This window comes from Planctomycetia bacterium, assembly GCA_015075745.1.
Taxonomy (GTDB): domain Bacteria; phylum Planctomycetota; class Phycisphaerae; order UBA1845; family UTPLA1; genus UTPLA1.
In genome coordinates this window covers 713,692-731,655 of the sequence record JABTTW010000001.1, presented here as the reverse complement: position 1 = coordinate 731,655, position 17,964 = coordinate 713,692, and the positions used below count along the sequence as shown (strand labels likewise).

17 protein-coding genes are annotated in these 17,964 nt (G+C 62.4%); 12 read left to right on the top strand and 5 right to left on the bottom strand.

What is annotated here, in order from left to right:
- The first annotated feature begins 225 nt into the window (after positions 1-225).
- Positions 226-1,101, top strand: a complete 876-nt coding sequence (gene rpsB, locus HS101_02900) for a 30S ribosomal protein S2 (protein ID MBE7505213.1) — start codon at positions 226-228, stop codon at positions 1,099-1,101.
- A gap of 210 nt (positions 1,102-1,311) precedes the next feature.
- The gene (gene tsf, locus HS101_02895) at positions 1,312-2,127 is read left to right on the top strand and encodes a translation elongation factor Ts (GenBank protein ID MBE7505212.1); all 816 of its coding nucleotides are present in this window, start codon (positions 1,312-1,314) and stop codon (positions 2,125-2,127) included.
- A gap of 76 nt (positions 2,128-2,203) precedes the next feature.
- Here tsf and HS101_02890 read toward each other — a convergent pair whose 3' ends face one another.
- Entirely contained in the window at positions 2,204-2,983 is a 780-nt protein-coding gene (locus HS101_02890) for a hypothetical protein (GenBank protein ID MBE7505211.1), read from the bottom strand.
- Positions 2,984-3,194: 211 nt separating this feature from the next.
- On the opposite strand from HS101_02890, the gene HS101_02885 reads away from it, so the two are divergent.
- The 4 genes from HS101_02885 (at position 3,195) to HS101_02870 (ending at position 5,004) form a co-directional block, all read left to right on the top strand.
- Positions 3,195-3,662 (top strand): hypothetical protein, encoded by a 468-nt coding sequence (locus HS101_02885; protein MBE7505210.1) that lies wholly within the window; start codon positions 3,195-3,197, stop codon positions 3,660-3,662.
- A 337-nt stretch (positions 3,663-3,999) separates the two neighbouring features.
- Positions 4,000-4,374 (top strand): hypothetical protein, encoded by a 375-nt coding sequence (locus HS101_02880; GenBank protein MBE7505209.1) that lies wholly within the window; start codon positions 4,000-4,002, stop codon positions 4,372-4,374.
- 108 nt (positions 4,375-4,482) lie between these two features.
- Positions 4,483-4,623 (top strand): transglutaminase domain-containing protein, encoded by a 141-nt coding sequence (locus HS101_02875; GenBank protein MBE7505208.1) that lies wholly within the window; start codon positions 4,483-4,485, stop codon positions 4,621-4,623.
- A 45-nt stretch (positions 4,624-4,668) separates the two neighbouring features.
- Positions 4,669-5,004 (top strand): STAS domain-containing protein, encoded by a 336-nt coding sequence (locus tag HS101_02870; protein MBE7505207.1) that lies wholly within the window; start codon positions 4,669-4,671, stop codon positions 5,002-5,004.
- A 301-nt stretch (positions 5,005-5,305) separates the two neighbouring features.
- Here the strand turns inward: HS101_02870 and HS101_02865 are convergent, their stop codons facing one another.
- Together HS101_02865 and HS101_02860 are read right to left on the bottom strand one after the other, a co-directional pair.
- On the bottom strand, positions 5,306-8,089 hold the full coding sequence (locus HS101_02865) for a pyruvate, phosphate dikinase (GenBank protein MBE7505206.1): 2,784 nt from the start codon (positions 8,087-8,089) through the stop codon (positions 5,306-5,308).
- A 180-nt stretch (positions 8,090-8,269) separates the two neighbouring features.
- Positions 8,270-8,725 carry a cyclic nucleotide-binding domain-containing protein gene (locus tag HS101_02860; protein MBE7505205.1) on the bottom strand — a complete coding sequence of 152 codons (456 nt, stop codon included), beginning with the start codon at positions 8,723-8,725 and terminating at the stop codon, positions 8,270-8,272.
- 296 nt (positions 8,726-9,021) lie between these two features.
- Here HS101_02860 and HS101_02855 point away from each other — a divergent pair, with 296 nt between their 5' ends.
- Positions 9,022-10,578: a sodium:solute symporter gene (locus HS101_02855; protein MBE7505204.1), complete on the top strand. Its 1,557-nt coding sequence runs from the start codon at positions 9,022-9,024 to the stop codon at positions 10,576-10,578.
- Between the two features lie 305 nt (positions 10,579-10,883).
- The gene (locus HS101_02850; protein MBE7505203.1) at positions 10,884-12,218 is read left to right on the top strand and encodes a TlpA family protein disulfide reductase; all 1,335 of its coding nucleotides are present in this window, start codon (positions 10,884-10,886) and stop codon (positions 12,216-12,218) included.
- Positions 12,219-12,311: 93 nt separating this feature from the next.
- On the opposite strand, the gene HS101_02845 is transcribed toward HS101_02850, so the two are convergent.
- A complete protein-coding gene (locus HS101_02845) occupies positions 12,312-12,608 on the bottom strand; it encodes an MmcQ/YjbR family DNA-binding protein (protein ID MBE7505202.1) in 297 nt (98 codons plus the stop codon).
- A gap of 54 nt (positions 12,609-12,662) precedes the next feature.
- The gene (locus HS101_02840) at positions 12,663-13,211 is read right to left on the bottom strand and encodes a DUF1697 domain-containing protein (protein ID MBE7505201.1); all 549 of its coding nucleotides are present in this window, start codon (positions 13,209-13,211) and stop codon (positions 12,663-12,665) included.
- Positions 13,212-13,400: 189 nt separating this feature from the next.
- Here HS101_02840 and HS101_02835 point away from each other — a divergent pair, with 189 nt between their 5' ends.
- From HS101_02835 to HS101_02820, 4 genes are all read left to right on the top strand, one after another.
- Entirely contained in the window at positions 13,401-14,621 is a 1,221-nt protein-coding gene (locus HS101_02835) for a glycosyltransferase (protein MBE7505200.1), read from the top strand.
- Positions 14,622-14,795: 174 nt separating this feature from the next.
- Positions 14,796-15,626, top strand: a complete 831-nt coding sequence (locus HS101_02830; GenBank protein ID MBE7505199.1) for a hypothetical protein — start codon at positions 14,796-14,798, stop codon at positions 15,624-15,626.
- A gap of 348 nt (positions 15,627-15,974) precedes the next feature.
- The gene (locus HS101_02825; protein MBE7505198.1) at positions 15,975-17,453 is read left to right on the top strand and encodes a flagellin; all 1,479 of its coding nucleotides are present in this window, start codon (positions 15,975-15,977) and stop codon (positions 17,451-17,453) included.
- 201 nt (positions 17,454-17,654) lie between these two features.
- Positions 17,655-17,843, top strand: a complete 189-nt coding sequence (locus HS101_02820; GenBank protein ID MBE7505197.1) for a hypothetical protein — start codon at positions 17,655-17,657, stop codon at positions 17,841-17,843.
- Positions 17,844-17,964: the final 121 nt, after the last annotated feature.

Here is a 17,964-nt window from a genome sequence, read left to right as displayed (position 1 = left end):
CATGGTCAGGATCGGCGAAATGAGGGGAAACGGAGGGTGGAGAATCATGCGGCGATGGCGTGAAAATGCTTGGGCGAGCGCGATGTGACGAGCGCCTGGTGGGCTGCATTATCTCCTTGACTGAGGTGGACTTGCGGCTTAGGCTGTAGGTTTCCGCGTAGACTCCGCTTCGTGCGTTCTACCATCATCAGAACAAACTTGAAAACGTGTTTCGGGAGGTGACGATTGGCATCGGCGTTGGTCCGCGAGTTGATTGACTCGGGCATTCATTTTGGTCATCGGGTGAGCCGGTGGAACCCCAAAATGGCCCCGTATATTTTCGGCAAGCGGAATTCCATTCACATCATCGACATTCGCGAGACCATCCGGGGTCTGCTTCGAGCGAAGAAATTTCTCGCAGCGATTGTGTCGCAGGGTCAGGACGTGCTGATCGTCGGGACCAAGCGGCAGGCGCGGGAGACCGTGGAAAAGCAGAGCAAGCGCGTAGGCATGCACTACGTCAATGAACGGTGGCTTGGCGGCACACTTACCAACTTTAAGACGATCCGATCTCGTCTTGCCAGACTAGAATATCTGGAAGACCTCGAGAAGTCGGGTCGTATCAACGAACTCACCAAGAAAGAGCGGGCCGTCGTAGACCGCGAGCGCAAGAAGATCACGCGCAACCTTGAGGGCATCCGCAAGATGACCCGGTTGCCTGGTGCGCTCTTGATCGTGGACGTTCGTCGCGAGCACATTGCCGTGAAGGAGGCCCAGAAGCTGGGCATTCCGACGGTGTGCGTCGTGGACACGGACAGCGATCCCGGGGTCGCGGATATTCTCATTCCGGCGAACGACGACGCGATGCGGGCGATTGATCTGCTGATGACGCAACTGGCTGATGCGATCGAAGAGGGCAAGCGCGGCCGACCGGCGCCGAGCGAGTCTACTGAGGAGCAGGGCGGTGCGCGTCCGCGGAAGTCGCGTCGGAAGACGACGTCGGAGATGGCGGAAGAGGGCGCAGAGGCCGGCGGCGAGGCGGTTTCGTCTTCGATGCCGGTGGAGACGGTTCCCTCTTCGTCCAAGGCGGCGTCGCCCGATCAGGTTCCGGACGGCGTTTAGGCGCCGGCCCTCGCGTGAGACAACGACACAGGTAAACGGATGATGGTCCGCGGGGTCGTCGCAAGGCGGCTGCGAGGATTTATTTGTCCGGGACGCAGCCCCGTTGCAAATGGACCGGCCGAGTCGGTCGGCGGTTCGGGCGAGATCCACCCACAACCATCGAATATCAGAACGATATCTGAAAGAGATTCAGGGAGACGCAAGGACACCATGGCGGAAATCACGGCACAACAGGTACAGAGTCTTCGAGCCAAGACGGATCTGGCGATGATGGACTGCAAGAAGGCGCTGGTCGAGGCTGGGGGCGACGAGTCGAAGGCGATGGACATCCTTCGCAAGAAGTTCGCGGACAAGATGACGGATCGCGCGGACAAGGAGACGGCGAACGGTCGGATCGGCGTGTTTGCGAACGAGAAGGGGGCGGCGCTGGTCGAGTTGCGGTGTGAGACGGACTTCGTCGGGGGCAACGACTCGTTCAAAGAGCTGGCGAACTCGATCGCGGAGACGGTGCTGACGAGCGGGGTGACGGATGCCGAGAAGCTGAAGAGCGCGAAGGCGAAGGACGGCCGGACCTTGCAGGAGCACCTGGTTGATGCGTTCGGCCGATTGAAGGAGAACATCGGTCTGAAGCGGGCGGCGCGGATCGAGGGAATTGGGTCGTGCTACGTTCACCATAACGGCAAGGTCGGGGCGGCGATCGCGTGCGACAAGGCGCCGGGCGAGGCGGGTCGGCATGTTTGCATGCACATCGCCTCGACGCTGAACATCGCGGGCCTGACGCGAGGCGACGTGAATGCCGCGTCGGCCGCGGAGGCGCGGGAGAAGGCGGCCGGTGAGGCGAAGGGCAAGCCGGAGCAGATTTTGAACAAGATTGTCGAAGGGAAGATGGACAAGTGGTATGGCGAGCGCGTGCTTCTGGAGCAGCCGTTTGTGATGGACGACAAGAAGAGCGTTCAGCAGTTCGCCAAGGAGAACGGGTTTACCGTGACGGCGTTCGTGAAGTTTGAGGTCGGCGGGCTTTCGTAGGCGACTTTGACGGAAAATAGATTAGATTCACGAGAGCCGCGGAGACCCGCGGCTCTTTTTTTTACGCGGCGGTGCGTCAGGGACTGCGGATGGCGTTGGGGATCTCGATTTCGGAGAGGCGGCGGTAGGAGACGGGTTGGCCGCCGAGGGTGCCGGAGAGGGTTTGGAAGTCGGCGGACATTGAGGCGTTGCTGAAGCCGACGGGGCTGCCGAGGGTAGTGGTTTCGAAGGTGAAGACGTTGCCTACGCGGGTGGGTTCCTGGACGAAGGCCTGGAAGATCTGCTGGTTGGGGACGCCGCGGATGGCGCGGTTGTTGTAGGCGATATAGAAATTCCGATCTCCGGCGATGGTGCGGTCGATGAGGATGGCGCCGATGATCTCGCCGTTTGTTCCGAAGCGAAGGATCGAGTCGCCGAAGACGCCGCTGGTTGCGCGCCAGACTCCGAAGAGGGCGGCGGTGGTGGGGTCGGCATCGAGCATCACGGTGATGTTTTTGGTGACGGGGTGGCACTGGGCCTGGTCGAGGGCGACGCCGACCTTGACGTTTTTGGGGAGGAGGCCGAGCGAGGTGACGTCGATGTCGAAGTTGCCGGCGACCTCGTAGATGATGACGAAGTTTCCGCAATTGCCGTTGCACTCGCTGATGATTTCCTGGCTGTTACCGACCCGAAAAGTTGCGCGGGCGGTGGGGACGACCTGGCCGGAGGGGTTGCGGACATTGAGGACGACGGAGGCGACGGCGATCTGGGTGCAGACCTGTCCGCCGGGGCCGATGACGATGCCGCCGCAGTTGCCGTTCATGGCACAGAAGGGGAGCAGGCAGAAGACGAGGAGGGCCGATTTGCAGAATTTCATTTGATGATGGTCCGTCATATCAGGCAGGTTGGAGTGCGGGATCTACCTCCCCTTATAGGATAGGCGGACAGGCGGGCGGGAATCAACGAGGGGGAGATGGGAGGACCCGAGAAAAACGGTGATGACGGCGCGCACGGGGAGCAAGGGTGATGGGTGTCGGATGCGAGGGGCGGGAGGCTGCCCACGCCGGCTTGTCACGAAGGAGGAACCCATGAAGGCGCGACGATGCAAATGTGTGAACGGTTTTGTTTTGACGGTGGTGACGGCGGGGGTGATCCCGACTATGGGGTGCTCCAATCTGTTCAATCAACATGCCCAGATCATGGATGCGATGCGGGGAATCATGGGAGATACGGCGGCGCGTTTGTCGGAGAGCGGGACTGGTCAGATTGCCGCGGGCGGGCAAGTGATCAATCCGGGGCTGCGCGTATCGGGCGGCGTTGAGTATTACGCGGTGGCGCAATACGAGGGGGTGAGCGGGCAGGTGACGGCGGCGATGCACGGGGGGCTGGACCGGGTGGTGCCTGACAGCGTGCAGCAGCGGATCGACGCGATCTGGCGGGATTCGAGTCTGACGGCGTCGAAGCGGACGCAGATGATTTACGATTTGCTCGACAAGTGGATGAGCGAGCAGACGGGGGCGGACGAACCGGCGGGCGATGAGACGTCTGCGCGGTAGCGCGATTTCGTTTGGATGACGTCATTTGTTTGGAGGGGATCATTTCATACGCACGGGCTGGAAGCCCATTGTGCCCGGGGGGCACGCGTGATGCGCACGGGCTGGAAGCCCATGCTACCCTGGGGCACGCGTGATATGCACGGGCTGGAAGTCCGTGGTGCCGGGGGGCAATTCGGTTGAGTTTGACATTGGGTGGGCGGGCATCGCGCGGGGGCGATGCCCGGTGGGGGTTTGGTGGAAGGAGGGGAAGATGAACACGCGGCAGACTCGGTTAGGGACGGTGATGGCGATGGTGAGGATGGGGATGGGGATGGGGGTCTTGGGGAGTGCCGGATGCGTGGCACCTCATTCGGGGGCGGGACACGACTCGGACGCGAGCATATCGGCGGTTCGCACGCAGGTGCGGGATATTACCAATGCGCTGGCGAGCATTGAGAGCGATCTTCGGGCGGGCGGCGACATTTCGACGAATGATGCGTGGACGCTGCGGCTCCTCGGGTTGGGGGTAATGCTGCTGGGATTGTCCTATCCGACAGGGAAGATTCTGTGGCTGTCGATCGTGGCGCTTCGGCAGAAGGCGGCGAACCTGACGGGGGCGAGCGGTCTGCCGAAGGAGATCGGCGAGATTCAGGACTTTCTGACGTTGAAAGAGCGATGCGCCGACGTGGTGGCGCATGCGGGCTCGCCGCCGAGGGGAGCGTTGTCACGTTGATCATCGTCATGCCGTTCGAGCATGACGCCGGGGCTTTCGATTTCGGTCGCGACGGTTATGCTTTGCGTGGGTCCGGAGTCTTCCGATCCGGCAGGGAGGCCGGTGGATTTGGCGATTGATGACTGCCTGACGGCGCGCAAGGGGGTGTGCCAGGATTTTGCGCATGTGTTGATCGCGGCATCGCGCGGGGAGTTTTTGGGTTCGGCGGAGACGAAGCTCGTGGTGCACGTGGACGTGACGAAGATGTGAGGAAAGCGGGGGCGGGCGATGGGATCAACGGAATCGGGTGCGAAGATGAGCAATCTGCAGTGCGATTTGTCGACACAGCCCCAGGGGCTTTTGCTGAAGCTCTCGGGCCAGTTCGGCTACGGCGAGATGGAGGAGTTTGAAAAGCAGGCGACGCGCATGGCGTCGCACAATCCGACGCTGGTGGTGCTTGACTTGAGCGAGTTGAAGGCGATCACGAGCGCGGGGATCGGGGCGCTTCTTCGGCTGAAGAAGAGCATGGACACGCGCAATTGCGTGCTGCGCATGGCGGCGCTGCCGGCGAACATTGAAGAGGTGTTCAAGCTGTCGCGGCTGTCGGATGTCTTTCAGATCGTGGCGAGCGTCGATCAGGCGATGAATTAGGGCCGATTTCTCGCTTTCATGGCAATTCATTCCTGCGATTGATTATTCAGGTTTGCACGGGCTGGAAGCCCATGCTACCCGGGGGGGGGGCGGTGCGCGGAGCGCGGGGGATTCGCACGGGCCAGAGGCCCATGCTACCCGGGGCGCGGGGCGCGGGGCGCGGGGGATTCGCACGGGCTGGAAGCCCATGCTACCCCGGGGGGCGGGGCGCGGAGGGGGGTTCGCACGGGCCAGAGGCCCATGCAACCCGGCGCGGGGGAATTGGCTTTGCACAACTGAAATTCGCGACGGGGCCGAGTGATTACTTCTTCTTGCTCTTGGCGGGCTTGGGCCTGGCGCGTGACGCGGACTTTTCCTTGATCATGGCCTGGGCCGCGGCGAGGCGGGCGATGGGGACGCGGTAGGGGGAGCAGCTTACGTAGTCCATGCCGGCCTCGTGGCAGAAGTGGACGCTCTTTAGGTCTCCGCCGTGCTCGCCGCAGATGCCGATCTTGAGATGCTTCTTCGTCGACCGGCCGCCGGCGATGGCGAGCTTGACCAACATGCCGACGCCTTCGCGATCGAGGGTCTGGAAGGGATCGTCGGCGAAGATGGCGGCCTTTTCCAGGTTGACATAGTCAGGGAGGAATCGGCCGGCGTCGTCGCGGGAGAGGCCCATGGCCATCTGGGTGAGGTCGTTGGTTCCGAATGAGAAGAAGTCGGCGGCCTCGGCAACCTTGTCGGCGGTGATGGCGGCGCGGGGGGTTTCGATCATGGTTCCGACCAGGTAGGGGACCTTGACGCCGGCGGATTTGAGGATTTCGTCGGCGATGGCGCGGGTGCGGTCGGCGAGGATCTTCAGTTCCTTCGCGTCGATGGTGAGGGGGATCATGATTTCGGGGGCGACCTTGATGCCACGCCCTCGGCACTCGACGGCGGCCTCGATGATGGCGCGGACCTGCATATCGAGGACTTCAGGGTAGGTGATGCAGAGTCGGCAGCCGCGGTGGCCGAGCATGGGGTTGGACTCGTGGAGCATTTCGACGCGGCGGAGGACGACGTCGTAGTCCTTGTTCAGGTAGCGGGCCAGCTCGCGCTGCTTGTCCTCGGTGTGGGGGACGAATTCGTGGAGCGGGGGGTCGATGAGGCGGATGGTGACGGGGCGACCATTCATGGCCTCGAAGATGCCGATGAAGTCCTGCCGCTGGAAGGGGAGGAGGCGATCGAGGGCGCGACGGCGGTCGGACTCGGTGTCGGCGACGATCATCTCCTGAATGGCGAGGCGGCGTTCTTCGGTGTCGAAGAACATGTGCTCGGTGCGGCAGAGGCCGATGCCTTCGGCGCCCATCTTGATGGCGTTCTCGGCGTCGTAGGGGGTGTCGGCGTTGGTTCGGACCCTGAGGCGGCGGCGTTCGTCGCACCACTTCATTAGGGTGTAGTACTCGTTGGGGAGGGTGGGGGAGACGAGGTCGATTTCACCTTCGTAGATGGCGCCGGCGGAGCCGTCGAGGGTGAGATAATCGCCGGCGCTGAGGGTCTTGCCGTTGATGGACATGCGCTCGTTCTTTTCGTCGATCTGGAGGGCGGCGCAACCGACGATGCAGCACTTGCCCCAGCCGCGGGCGACGACGGCGGCGTGCGAGGTCTTTCCGCCGGTGGCGGTGAGGATTCCCTGTGCGGCGTGCATGCCGCCGACGTCTTCGGGACTGGTTTCCTTGCGGACGAGGATGACCTTCCTGCCTTCGGCGCCCCAGCGTTCGGCCTGGGGGGCGGTGAAGACGATCTGTCCGCAGGCAGCGCCGGGGACGGCGTTGATGCCGGCGCCGAGCTGTCGGACGGAGAGGGACTTGGAATCGAACTGGGGATCGATGATGGGGTAGAAGAGCCGCTCGATGTCGACGTCCTTCATGCGGAGGATGGCGTCTTCCTTGCTGATGACGGGCTTGGTGGCGATGGCGGCGTAGCGCTTGGGGAGATACTTCTTCTTGACGAAGCGCGCGGCCTCGGCCTTTGAGAGGAGGGGCTTGGTGGCCTGGTCGACGGCGATCTTGAAGGTGGCGGCGGGGCTGCGTTTGCCGGTGCGGCACTGGAGCATGTAGAGCTTGCCCTGCTCGACGGTGAACTCCAAATCCTGCATGTCTTTGTAGTGGGCTTCGAGCATGACGCGGACGCCGCAGAGCTGCTCGTAGACTTCCTTGTTGTAGCGGCCGAGCTCTTCGAGCTTGATGGGGGTGCGGATGCCGGCGACGACGTCTTCGCCCTGGGCGTTCATGAGTAAGTCGCCGTAGAAGATGTTCTCGCCGGTGCTGGGGTCGCGGGTGAAGCAGACGCCGGTGCCGCTGTCTTCGCCCATGTTGCCGAAGACCATCTGGCAGATGTTGACGGCGGTGCCGGGCAGGCCGTGGAGCTTTTCGACTTCGCGATATTTGACGGCTTTCTCGGCCATCCAGGAGCCGAAGACGGCGTTGATGGCGCCGGAAAGCTGCTCCCAGGGGTTTTGGGGGAAGTCGCGGCTGGTCTGCTCGCGGAAGAACTGCTTGAACTGGCCGCAGAGCTCGCGGAAGTTTTCGGCGGAGAGCTCCATGTCGGTTTGCACGCCGGCGCGGTGCTTCATGTCGTGGAGCTTGCTCTCGAGGATGTCCTTGGAGAGGCCGACGACGACGGTGGAGTACATCTGGATGAAGCGGCGATAGGAGTCCCAGGCGAAGCGGGCGTTGCCGGTCCTGGCTGCCAGACCTTCGACACTGCGATCGTTGAGGCCGAGGTTGAGAACGGTCTCCATCATGCCGGGCATGGAGGCGGCGGCGCCGGAGCGGACGGAGACGAGGAGCGGGTTCTTTGCGTCGCCGAGCTTCTTCTTGCAGGCCCGCTCGAGCTTGGCGAGGGCGTCGCGGATCTGCTTTTCGAGACCCTTGGGCCACTTCCTGCCGCAGTCGTAGTATTGCTTGCAGACTTCGGTGGTGATGGTGAAGCCGCCGGGGACGGGCAGGCCGATGTTTGTCATCTCGGCGAGACCGGCGCCTTTGCCACCGAGCAGGGTGCGCTGAGTGCCGAGGCCTTCGGCTTTGCCGTTTCCGAAAAAGTAAACGAATTTCGTCGCCATGATCGCAGCTCCTTGATGACCGGTCACGAAACGCCGGGCGAGTATCAGGTGGGAACCGGGAACCTCAAATCGGCGGCTGCGAAAACGATTTAGCAGCCGTTAGTTGCCAACCCAAAAGCCCCGCAGTGTAGGGCGATGGCCGGGATTCTGTCAATTGGGCCTGCGAAACGAGACGATTGCGGCTTAACTGGCCACGGACTTTGAGACGGACTCGATCAGCGACTGTTCCTTGTCGATCAGGGTGCGGAGCGATTGTCGGAAGACGCGTTCGGAGAGGAAGGCATCGCTGAGGAGGAGGCTTCGGAAGGACTTGGAGGACAATTCGAGGACGACGGCGTCTCCACTGGCGCGGACGGAGGCGGATCGGGGAATGCCGCAGAGGACGGCGAGTTCACCGACGATAGCGCCGGGGCCGGCCTGGGTGAGGACCATGTCGCGTCCGTGTCGTTCGACGAAGACATCGAGCATGCCGGTGAGGACGAGGAGGACGGCCGCGGGCGGGTCGCCTTCCTTGAATAATGTCTGGTTGCCGGGGAGCGTCTTGACTTCGCCGCGGTCCAGCAGCATCTTCGCCCCGGCCGGGGTGAAGCCCTGAAAGAGTGGGAAACTGGTGATGATGTTTTCGTAGGATTCGTTCATGTGGGCCACCCGTTGGAATGGTGCGTTCGATGTTAGTTCGTTAGAGCGGTAATCGTGCGAACGAAGCAGTTGGTTCGATTTCGGTCAGGCGATACGCACGGGCCGGAGGCCCATGCTACCCGGGACGGGCCGGAGGCTCATGGTACCCGGGTGGGGGGCGACTGCTTCGTTGCAATGAGAACCGCAATGGACACGATCCTTGCACAAGCGTATTAGTTTGGCGCCGGGGCACAAGCCGGGCGGCGGATCTGACGGACGCGACGTCGGCGGGACGCTTAAGGAGATAGGACTCAGCCATGCGGACCGCCGATCTGGTCGTGATATGCTGCTATCTTACCGGGATTCTGGCGATCGGGTGTTCATTTTTTCGAAAGAGCCGCACGGCCAAAGAGTTCGTTTCGGCGGGCGGGGCGTTGCCGGGGTGGGCGGTCGGTCTTTCGATTTTTGGAACTTATCTTTCGAGTAATACGTTCATCGGGCTGCCGGGCAAGGCGTACGGCGAGGACTGGAATGCGCTGGCGTTCAGTTTGTCGCTGCCGGTCGCGGCGCTGGCGGCGCACCGATACTTCATGCCGTTTTATCGAGGCGGAGGGGCGATCTCGGCTTACGAACATCTGGAGCATCGGTTTGGGGCGTGGGCGCGGACGTATGCGGTGACTTGCTATCTGCTGACGCAGATCGCGCGGATGGGGACGGTGATGTTCGGGGTGGCGCTGGCGCTTCGGCCGCTGACCGGGTGGGACATGCGGACGATCATTCTGATCATCGGATTCACGACGACGGTCTATACGCTTCTGGGGGGAATCGATGCGGTGATCTGGACGGACGTGGCGCAGAGCATTGTTCTGCTCGGCGGGGCGATCGTGGCGCTGGTGATTATTTTGATGGGGATGCCGGAGGGGCCGACGCAGGCTTTGTCGATTGCGTGGGACGAGGGGAAGCTGGGGTTGGGGGGTTTTTCGGCGGACCTGACGCGTTCGACGTTCTGGGTTGTGCTGGTGTATGGATTGTTCATCAATCTCACGAATTTCGGGATCGATCAGAATTACGTGCAGCGCTATCACACGGCGAAGTCGAATGCGGCGGCGGCGCAGTCGCTGTGGCTGGGGGCGCTGCTTTACATTCCGGTGTCACTGCTCTTCCTGGTGATCGGGTCATCGCTGTTTTCGTTTTACCGGGTACATCCCGATGAGCTGGGGGCGATCAAGCAGCGGGTGGCGGAGCATCGGTTGACGCTTGAGGGAAAGGAATTGACGGAGGCCAACGTGGGCGAGATGGCCGGGCGGCTTGGCGATCGGGATATCGGGGATCGGGTGTTTCCGAGTTTTATTGCGGGGCGACTGCCGGCGGGCCTGGCGGGGCTGGTGATCGCGGCGATCATTGCGGCGGCGATGAGTTCGGTGGACAGCAGTTTGAATTCGTCGGCGACGGTATCTCTTTACGACTTGTATCAGCGGTACGTGCGGCCGGGGATGGATGAGCGACAGGCGATGCGGTTTCTGCATGGAGCGACGCTGGGGTGGGGCATGGTGGGCACGGGGGCGGCGCTGGCGATGCTGCGGGTGCGGAGCGTGCTGGATGCGTGGTGGACTTTGTCGGGTGTGTTCGCGGGGGGGATGCTGGGGCTGTTCCTGCTGGGGCTTTTGTCGAAGCGGGCGGGATCGAAGGCGGCGGCGATCGGCGTATTGGTTGGGCTTTGCGTGATAATCTGGCTGACGTTTTCGCCGGGGTCGCGATTGCCGGAGCGGCTGTGGAGTCCGATCCATTCGAATCTGATCATCGTGTTCGGCACGTGTGCGATTGTGCTTACGGGTTTTGTGTCGGCGAGATTATTGGCCGAGCGGCGGAGCTAAAGGTATTGGTACAGTCTGGAGAAAAACTGACGGCCGAGACGGCCGTACCACCCACGCGGTAGCAGTACCGAGCAAAAAGGAATGGTTGCGCTTGATTTTTTTTTGCAGAGTATTGCAGCGATCAAGCGCAACTGGCCCACTCCCTGACGGTCGCGGCTCGGAATGAGGCAAACGATGCCCGTACCGAGCTCAAGGGTGCGGGAAGAACAATCCGGGAATTCGGCTATTATGTTGCCGAGGCGGCTCATGATGGGGCTCGAAAGCTTCAAGGCGGGCCGTTCGTCGAATTGCGGGACCATAAGACCATGTCGTGCAGCAAACGCGCTTTGATCAGGGGCCTGTCAGAGATCCGGGCCGTTACTTTTTTTGCAGCATTCGCCGTCGCCCTGCCGGGTGCGGCGTTTGGGCAGGCGGCGGCCACAAGTCAGCCGGCTGCCGCGCCGCCGCCGAAGGTGGTTCGGGTGACGCCGCCGTCGGTATCGTTCGGCCGGTTGCTGGGCGAGTCGATTGAGACGCGCGTGGTGACGATCGCCAACCTGGGCAGTGGCGGACTGAGAGTGACGATGCACCCGCCGGAGAAGGCGTCGTTTGGTTACGAGCTTGTCGAGACGAATCCGGGGATGGAGTATCAACTGTTTATCACGGCGTCGGGGCCGATGGCGCCCGGGGTGGTGCGCGAGACGGTGAAGATGGAGACGGGGCTGGCCGAGCAGCCATGGGTTGAGTTGATGGCGGCGGCTTACATTCCTGAGCCGATTGAGATATCGCCGACGGTGGTGATGCTGCCGAGCCTTGCGGATCAGAAGACGCCGACGCGGAAGGTGGTGCAGATCACGAATCGGGGGCCTGATGCGCTGACCGTGACAGCGGCGACGTGCGATGATCCGAAGATCAAGGTGGCGCTGCAGAAGCCGATCCCGGATCGACTGTACCGAATCGTTCTTGAGTTCCCCGTGGGTTATGCGATGCCGCAGCAGGGACATATTGTGACGGTGCAGGCCGACGCGCCGCGTCCGCGAACGTTTCAGGTTCCTATTCGTCCGACGGGGGGCAGCGCCCAGCCGAGCGGGGCGACGGGGGCGAAGACGGCGGCTGCTCCGCGACCGGCGATGGAGATGGCGAACAAGCCGGCGCCGCGATTTGAGCTGGAGACGACGGTGGTGGGGCGGGCGATTTCGAATTCGGAAATCGGCATGGTCCCGGTGACGGTGTTGAACTTCGTTGCGCCGAACTGCGGGTTCTGCAAGCGGCAGATTCCGAAGGTGGAGAGCGTGCGATCGCGGTTTGAGTCGATGGGGGTGCGGTTCGTCAATGTGAACGAGACGATGCGCAAGGCGTTTACGCAGGCGGAGGCGGAGGCGGTTTTTGATTCGATCGGTTCGCGGCTGGAGCTGGCGATGGACCCGGGCAACCGGGTCGGCGGGATGTTCAAGGTGTCGAGCTTTCCGACGATGTTCGTGGTGACGAACGACGGCATCGTTCGGCACGTGAACATCGGGGCGAAGGCGAACATCGACGAGATGCTGGCGACGCAGCTTGGTCACTTGCTGGACGGTCATCATCTGGGGGCGGGGTCGAGCGAGTCGAGTGAGGGGCAGGCGACGACGAGCGGGCCGAGCGAGAAGAAGGCGGGGGCGTGATCGGGACGGCGCTTAGCCGCGTTTGGGACGGGCGGGGGGATCATCTTCTGACAGGCCGTGTTCGGCGACGAGGGCTTTGGGGGCCGTGTTTCGCTATGCCATGATCATGGCACTTCGGACGGCGGGGGCTTTTGCCTTTGCCAGGCACACCTGGGTTGCGCCGCCCTTGCCCCAGCCGCCGGGGATGGGGGCGAAGGTCTCCGGGTTTGTTTTTACCATTTGACGCTGCTGATCGGGCTTGAGCTTGAGCATGCCCCAGGTTTTGCCATCGCGCGGGTAGAGGGCGGCGAAGATCTTTCCGCCGACGCGGAAGTCGGGGTGGTCCATGTGGCTGCCTTCGACGGCTTCGGGAAGGCTGAGGGCGATCTGGCGGAACTGCGACTGCGTCATTTGTCGGACCTCCTATGAATCATTCTTACATCTGCGCCGGGGACGACGAGCATTTCATGCTTCGTCGGTGAGCAATTGCTCCAGCTTCGTGACTGTGTTCCAGTTTCGGGCGGTGCCGCGTTGGCCGATCATCTTTTCGATGAGGGCGCTGGTGAGTTTTGAGGTGCCGATTCCGGCGGGATAGGAGATGAACAGCTCGCGGCCTTTGGCGCGGACGATCTCGGGGCCTTTGACGGCGGCCTGGAGGGCTTTGACCGCCCCGCCGTCGACGACATCCTTGAAGGCCATGACGATCAGGTGGCTTGGGGCTTCTTTTGCTTCGGCGGCGAAGGGATTGGCGGCGATGAGTTTGCTCCATTCGGCGGCGGTGCGGACGAAGTAGTCGACGGGCAGGTTGAGGCGCTTGGCGGATTGCGCTTCGAGTGTTTTTTCGATGGCGGATGGGGATTGGCGGCCGGGCTGAAAGACGATGTTGCCGCTTTGGAGGAGCGACTTTGCGTTTGGGAGGCCGATGGCGGCGAACATGTCGCGCAGGGCGGCCATGGCGATTTTGTTTTTGCCGCCGACGTTGATACCGCGAAGGAGCGCGACGCATTTTGGCACGGGTTTGGCTCCAATATTCAGGGCGCTGCGGGCGATTGACGAAGTACGAATATGCCGGAGAGGCTAACTGGCGGCGGGGGTGGGGGCAATTGGGGCGTGAGAGGCCGGGGTCGTGCTCGTCTGGCTGCTGCAGCTCAACCGATAAACACGGAGTCAGTCAAACGCTGGTGTGTGCAGGCGGGTATTAAGATGTCGGCGAAGACGAACAACAATGAGAACGCAGGTCGCGAGGGATGCGATTGCAGCATCATCATTCCGACGCGGAATCGGTCGGCGATTCTGGGCGAGACGCTTGGCCGGCTGCACGGGCTGCCTGACGGGCGGTTTGAGATCATTGTGGTGGACAATGGATCGACGGATGTATCCACGGCTCTGCGCGAGGAATTCGGCGGGGTGCGATGGATCGATCTCGATCGGAATCTCGGGTGCGCGGCGCGGAACCTGGGGGCGGCGGCGGCGCGAGGTCGCGTGCTCTTGATGCTGGACGATGACAGTTGGCCGGATGCGGGGGTGGTGGAGCAGATTGTCGCGCTGTTTGATGAGAGGCCGCGGCTGGGGGCGGTTGCGTGTCGGGTGCGATTGGCGGATTCTCCGCATCGCCACGATGCGGGAGGTGTGCCGGGGACCTATTTTAATTGCGGCGGGGCAATTCGGCGTAGTGCGTTTCTTGAGTGCGGGGGATATCCGATCGACTTCGAGTATTACGTTGAGGAGTACGATCTGTCCTGCCGGTTGTGGAAGGCGGGGTGGACGATTGAGCCGCGCGGCGAGCTGGTGGTGCATCATCGTCGGGTGAGTCAGAATCGCGACAACAACAACATGTTGCGGCTATTGGTGCGAAACAACCTTGCGTTGTGGCAGCGCTATGCGCCGGATGTATTTCGAGAAGACCTGATCGAGTCGACGCTGGAGCGATACCGGCGCGTGGCGATTCGCGAGTCGGCGCTTGTTGGGTTTGAGCAGGGCCGGCGGGAGGGATTTGCGCGCATCGACTCGGCGAAGAGAATCGGGCGTCCGCTGAGTTCGGCGGAATTTGCCGATTTGATGGGGCTGAGTGCCGCGCGTTCGGCGCTGATCGAGTGGGCCGATAATGGGCGCATCGAAAAAGTCGCTGTTTGGACGCGTGGAAAAGCGTGCGAACTCTTGATCGACCTCATTACCAGTATTAATATCCGGGTGGATGCGGTTTACGACTTCGTCGCGGATGAACCCACGTGGCGAGGCGTATCACTTCGGCGCACTTCGGATTTCGATCCGAGCGCGGTCGACGGCATCGTTGCAGGTTCGCTCTCGCCGGGCGTCGCGGAAGACATTGCCAATGATCTTGCCGAAAAAATGCCCGGGCTCCCGATACTCTCGCCTGCGCCGTGGCGCGGCGTCGCGACGGCAGTCTCTTCCTGTTCTGTTTAGCGGCTCCAATAACGCCCGGCGTATCAGCCGCGTGGGCGGAAGTCGATTCTATTACCTAATTTCGTGCGGGCAGCGGGTCGATTCTGGCGTCGATCGCGCCGGCTCACGGATGGGCAATCGCGCGATTCACGAACTCGCAGGAAGAAAGTCTCGACTTCTTCGGGGGGCCTCTTCGTGACGAAGAAGACAAACGAAATCACATCGCTGCTGGCTGCCAGACCGACTGCGCTTCGGCGTGCGCCGAAGGCCGCGAACCCATCGGGGCTGCGCATTTCGCGCAGTGAGCCTGTAGAGGATGCACCGGCGAAATCGGCCGCCCCATCGCAGGCGCCATCGAGTTTGGGGCAAGCGGAGTGGGAAGAAACTGCAAGGAAGCTGGACGTCGCCCTGGCGGGGATGCACGCAACGCTGATGGATTTTGTCGATCGGGCGGTGCAGATTGCGGCGGGCCGGCGTTCGCCGCGACAGATCGCGGAGATACAGTCGACGGCGGACGGGTTGGTCCGCGCGGTCGATCGCATGGCGCTGGCGGTTGAGGTAGATGGCCGCCCCCTGCTGGCGCGCGGTGAGCCGTCGGGTTCGCCGGCGATTCTGCGGGGACCCAAGAGCAGCCTGCCGATCAGCCCGATGCAGTCCGATGATCTGGGGCCGGCGCCGAATCGGACGCTTTCCGCATTGCAGACCGGGGGGCAGTCTTCCATTCTTCTGACATCCATTGAAACGGCGATCGAGATCGTTCGGCATGCCGCCAGCCAGGTGAGCGTGCAGCGGTCGCAGCTTTCGTCGTTTGTGCGCAGGGAGTCGGGTTCGGATCAGTCGGCGATGAGCATTGCCGACGAGAACCGCGCCGCGGCGGGGACGGCTCAGCATCACGATGAATTCATTGAGATTGCCGGGGCCCTGACGCGCGGCAATCTGCTGGCCAAGTCGCAGTCGGCCCGGCCGACGCGGGGTGCGCCATCGAACCCGCCGTCGCTATCCATTTCGCGCGGCGACGAAGTCTAAGAAAACATTTGATATCCGCTGATTCACCCAAACCGATGAGGGCGTGGGCCCATCGTCTGATAAAGGGCTGTGCCGGCGAGAGAATCGGCGAGGGATGTGTCGCGTCATGCGCAGAATCTGCCGGGATCGGCGCTGGTGCGGGGGCGGCGGGTGAGGCCTGAAAAATAATTTGGGGCCACTAATGAAAGTCGGGTGCGCGGTGGCCCGATAGCACGGTCGGTTGATCTGCTGGTTCGACGCTCACGGATGATTGGCGCGAACAGCACTAGGTCTTTTCCGGCATGCACGGTTGCGTGCCGTCCCCCCGCGTCGCAATGAATACGACGGCGGGTGTTCAGGGAGGAACCCATGAGTCGCATCAATACGAACGTCTCGGCACTTCAGGCAATCACCAAACTGATCGAGAATCAGAACGATCTGAATACGCGCCTGGAGCGGCTAAGCTCCGGCCTGCGTATCAATCGCGGCGCTGACGATCCGGCGGGCTTGATTGCGTCGGAATCACTGCGAAGCGAGATCCGGGGCATCACGGCGGCGATCGACAACTCGACCCGCGCCGTGAACGTCATCTCGACGGCAGACGCGGCTTTGGGCGAAGTGTCCAAGCTGTTGCTGGAAGTCAAGGGTCTGGTCAACGCCTCGACGAACTCCGGCGCGTTGTCGGAAGACGAGATCCAGGCGAACCAGCTTCAGATCGACTCGTTGCTCGAGAGCATCAACCGCGTGGCGAACTCGACGCAGTTCAACACGAAGAAGCTCCTGAACGGCGAACTCGGCTATACGGTGAGCAGCCAGAACTCCTCGCAGCTCTCCCGACTTCAGATCTTCGGAGCGAGGATTCCGTCGGGTCAGGTGCTGCCGGTCACGATCCAGGTGACGCAGTCGGCTCAGACGGCTGTGCTGGGCATTACCGCCGGCGGTGCGAACGGCCTTTCGTCGTCGGGTTATTCCAGCACCCTTTCCAGCGGCAACAACGTGACGCTTGAGGTCCGCGGCCGACTGGGGACGGAAATCTTCACGTTTACCGGCGGCACGACGGTCAGCTCGATCGCGAACACGATCAGCAGCTTCAAGACGCTTACCGGTGTCTCTGCTTCAATCTCCACAACCGGCACGGGCAGCGCGACCGGTCTTCAGTTTAACAGCACGAGTTACGGCAACGACGAGTTCGTCTCGGTCCGAGCCATCAGCGGAACGTTTACCGTGGCTCCGGGCGATCAGGGCGATACGGAAGACCGCGGCCGCAATGCGGGCGTTCTGGTCAACGGTCAGGCGGCCTCGGTCAACGGACTTGTGGCGCGCATCCGGTCGAGCGGACTGGACCTGGTCGTCGATCTGGCGACCTCGTTCGGAACGACGCTTTCGAGCAGCTCGTTCGGTATCACCGGCGGCGGCGCGAATTTCCAGATCGGCCCGCAGGTGAACAGCGACGGTCTGATCAGCATCGGAATTCCCTCGATCACCACTTCCAACCTGGGAAGCACGGTCGATGGGTTCCTGAACTCGATCGGAACGGGAGGCACGGCCGCCATCACGGACTCGGCAAACCACCCGACGGCGGCGGCGATCGTCTCTTCTGCGATCACGCAAGTCGCGATCCTGAGCGGACGACTCGGCGGATTCCAGGCGAACCAGATCGAGACCAACCTCAACAGTCAGCGCATCGCCCTGGAAAACGTCCAGGCGTCGGAATCGACGATCCGCGACACGGACTATGCGAGCGAAGTGTCTCGACTGACGCGAGCCCAGATTCTGGTGCAGTCCACGACGCAAATCCTGGGGCTGGCCAACCAGCTCCCGCAAAACGTGCTCTCGCTCCTGCGATAATTGCAGGGCGATCGGGGTAAGTCCCGATCCTGAGGGCTCCAATCATTGAAGCCCGCTTCGCGAGCCGGAGCGGATGATAGAAACCGGACGACGGGGTCTTACGACTCCGTCCCGGTTTCTACCGATGAATAGGGTAGCCGGCTCGCGCGGGGCGCGGCCGGAAGATCGCGCAGTGCAACTCGCCGATTGAGGAGTTCTTTCATGCCGTCGCGCACAGTGGATCGTCAGCGATGCCTCAAGCGGGGTTGTATCCTCACCTGCTACGTCGACGGCCGAAAGCGATTCCGGGCATTGTCGCTGGACACCGCAGTGACACCGGACAAGCCTCGCTTCGAGACTGACCGATCGGACAGCACTCCGTCCGATCGCCGGTTTTCCGAGGGCGTCTAGAGGCAGCTTAGGAACAAGACTTCCGTTCGAGACGCGCGGCCGCCTCACGGTCGCGGCTCGGACCACGGCGCTGACGGACACGCCGTCGGCCGCGGCGGGGCAACCATCGCGAAGGACCATC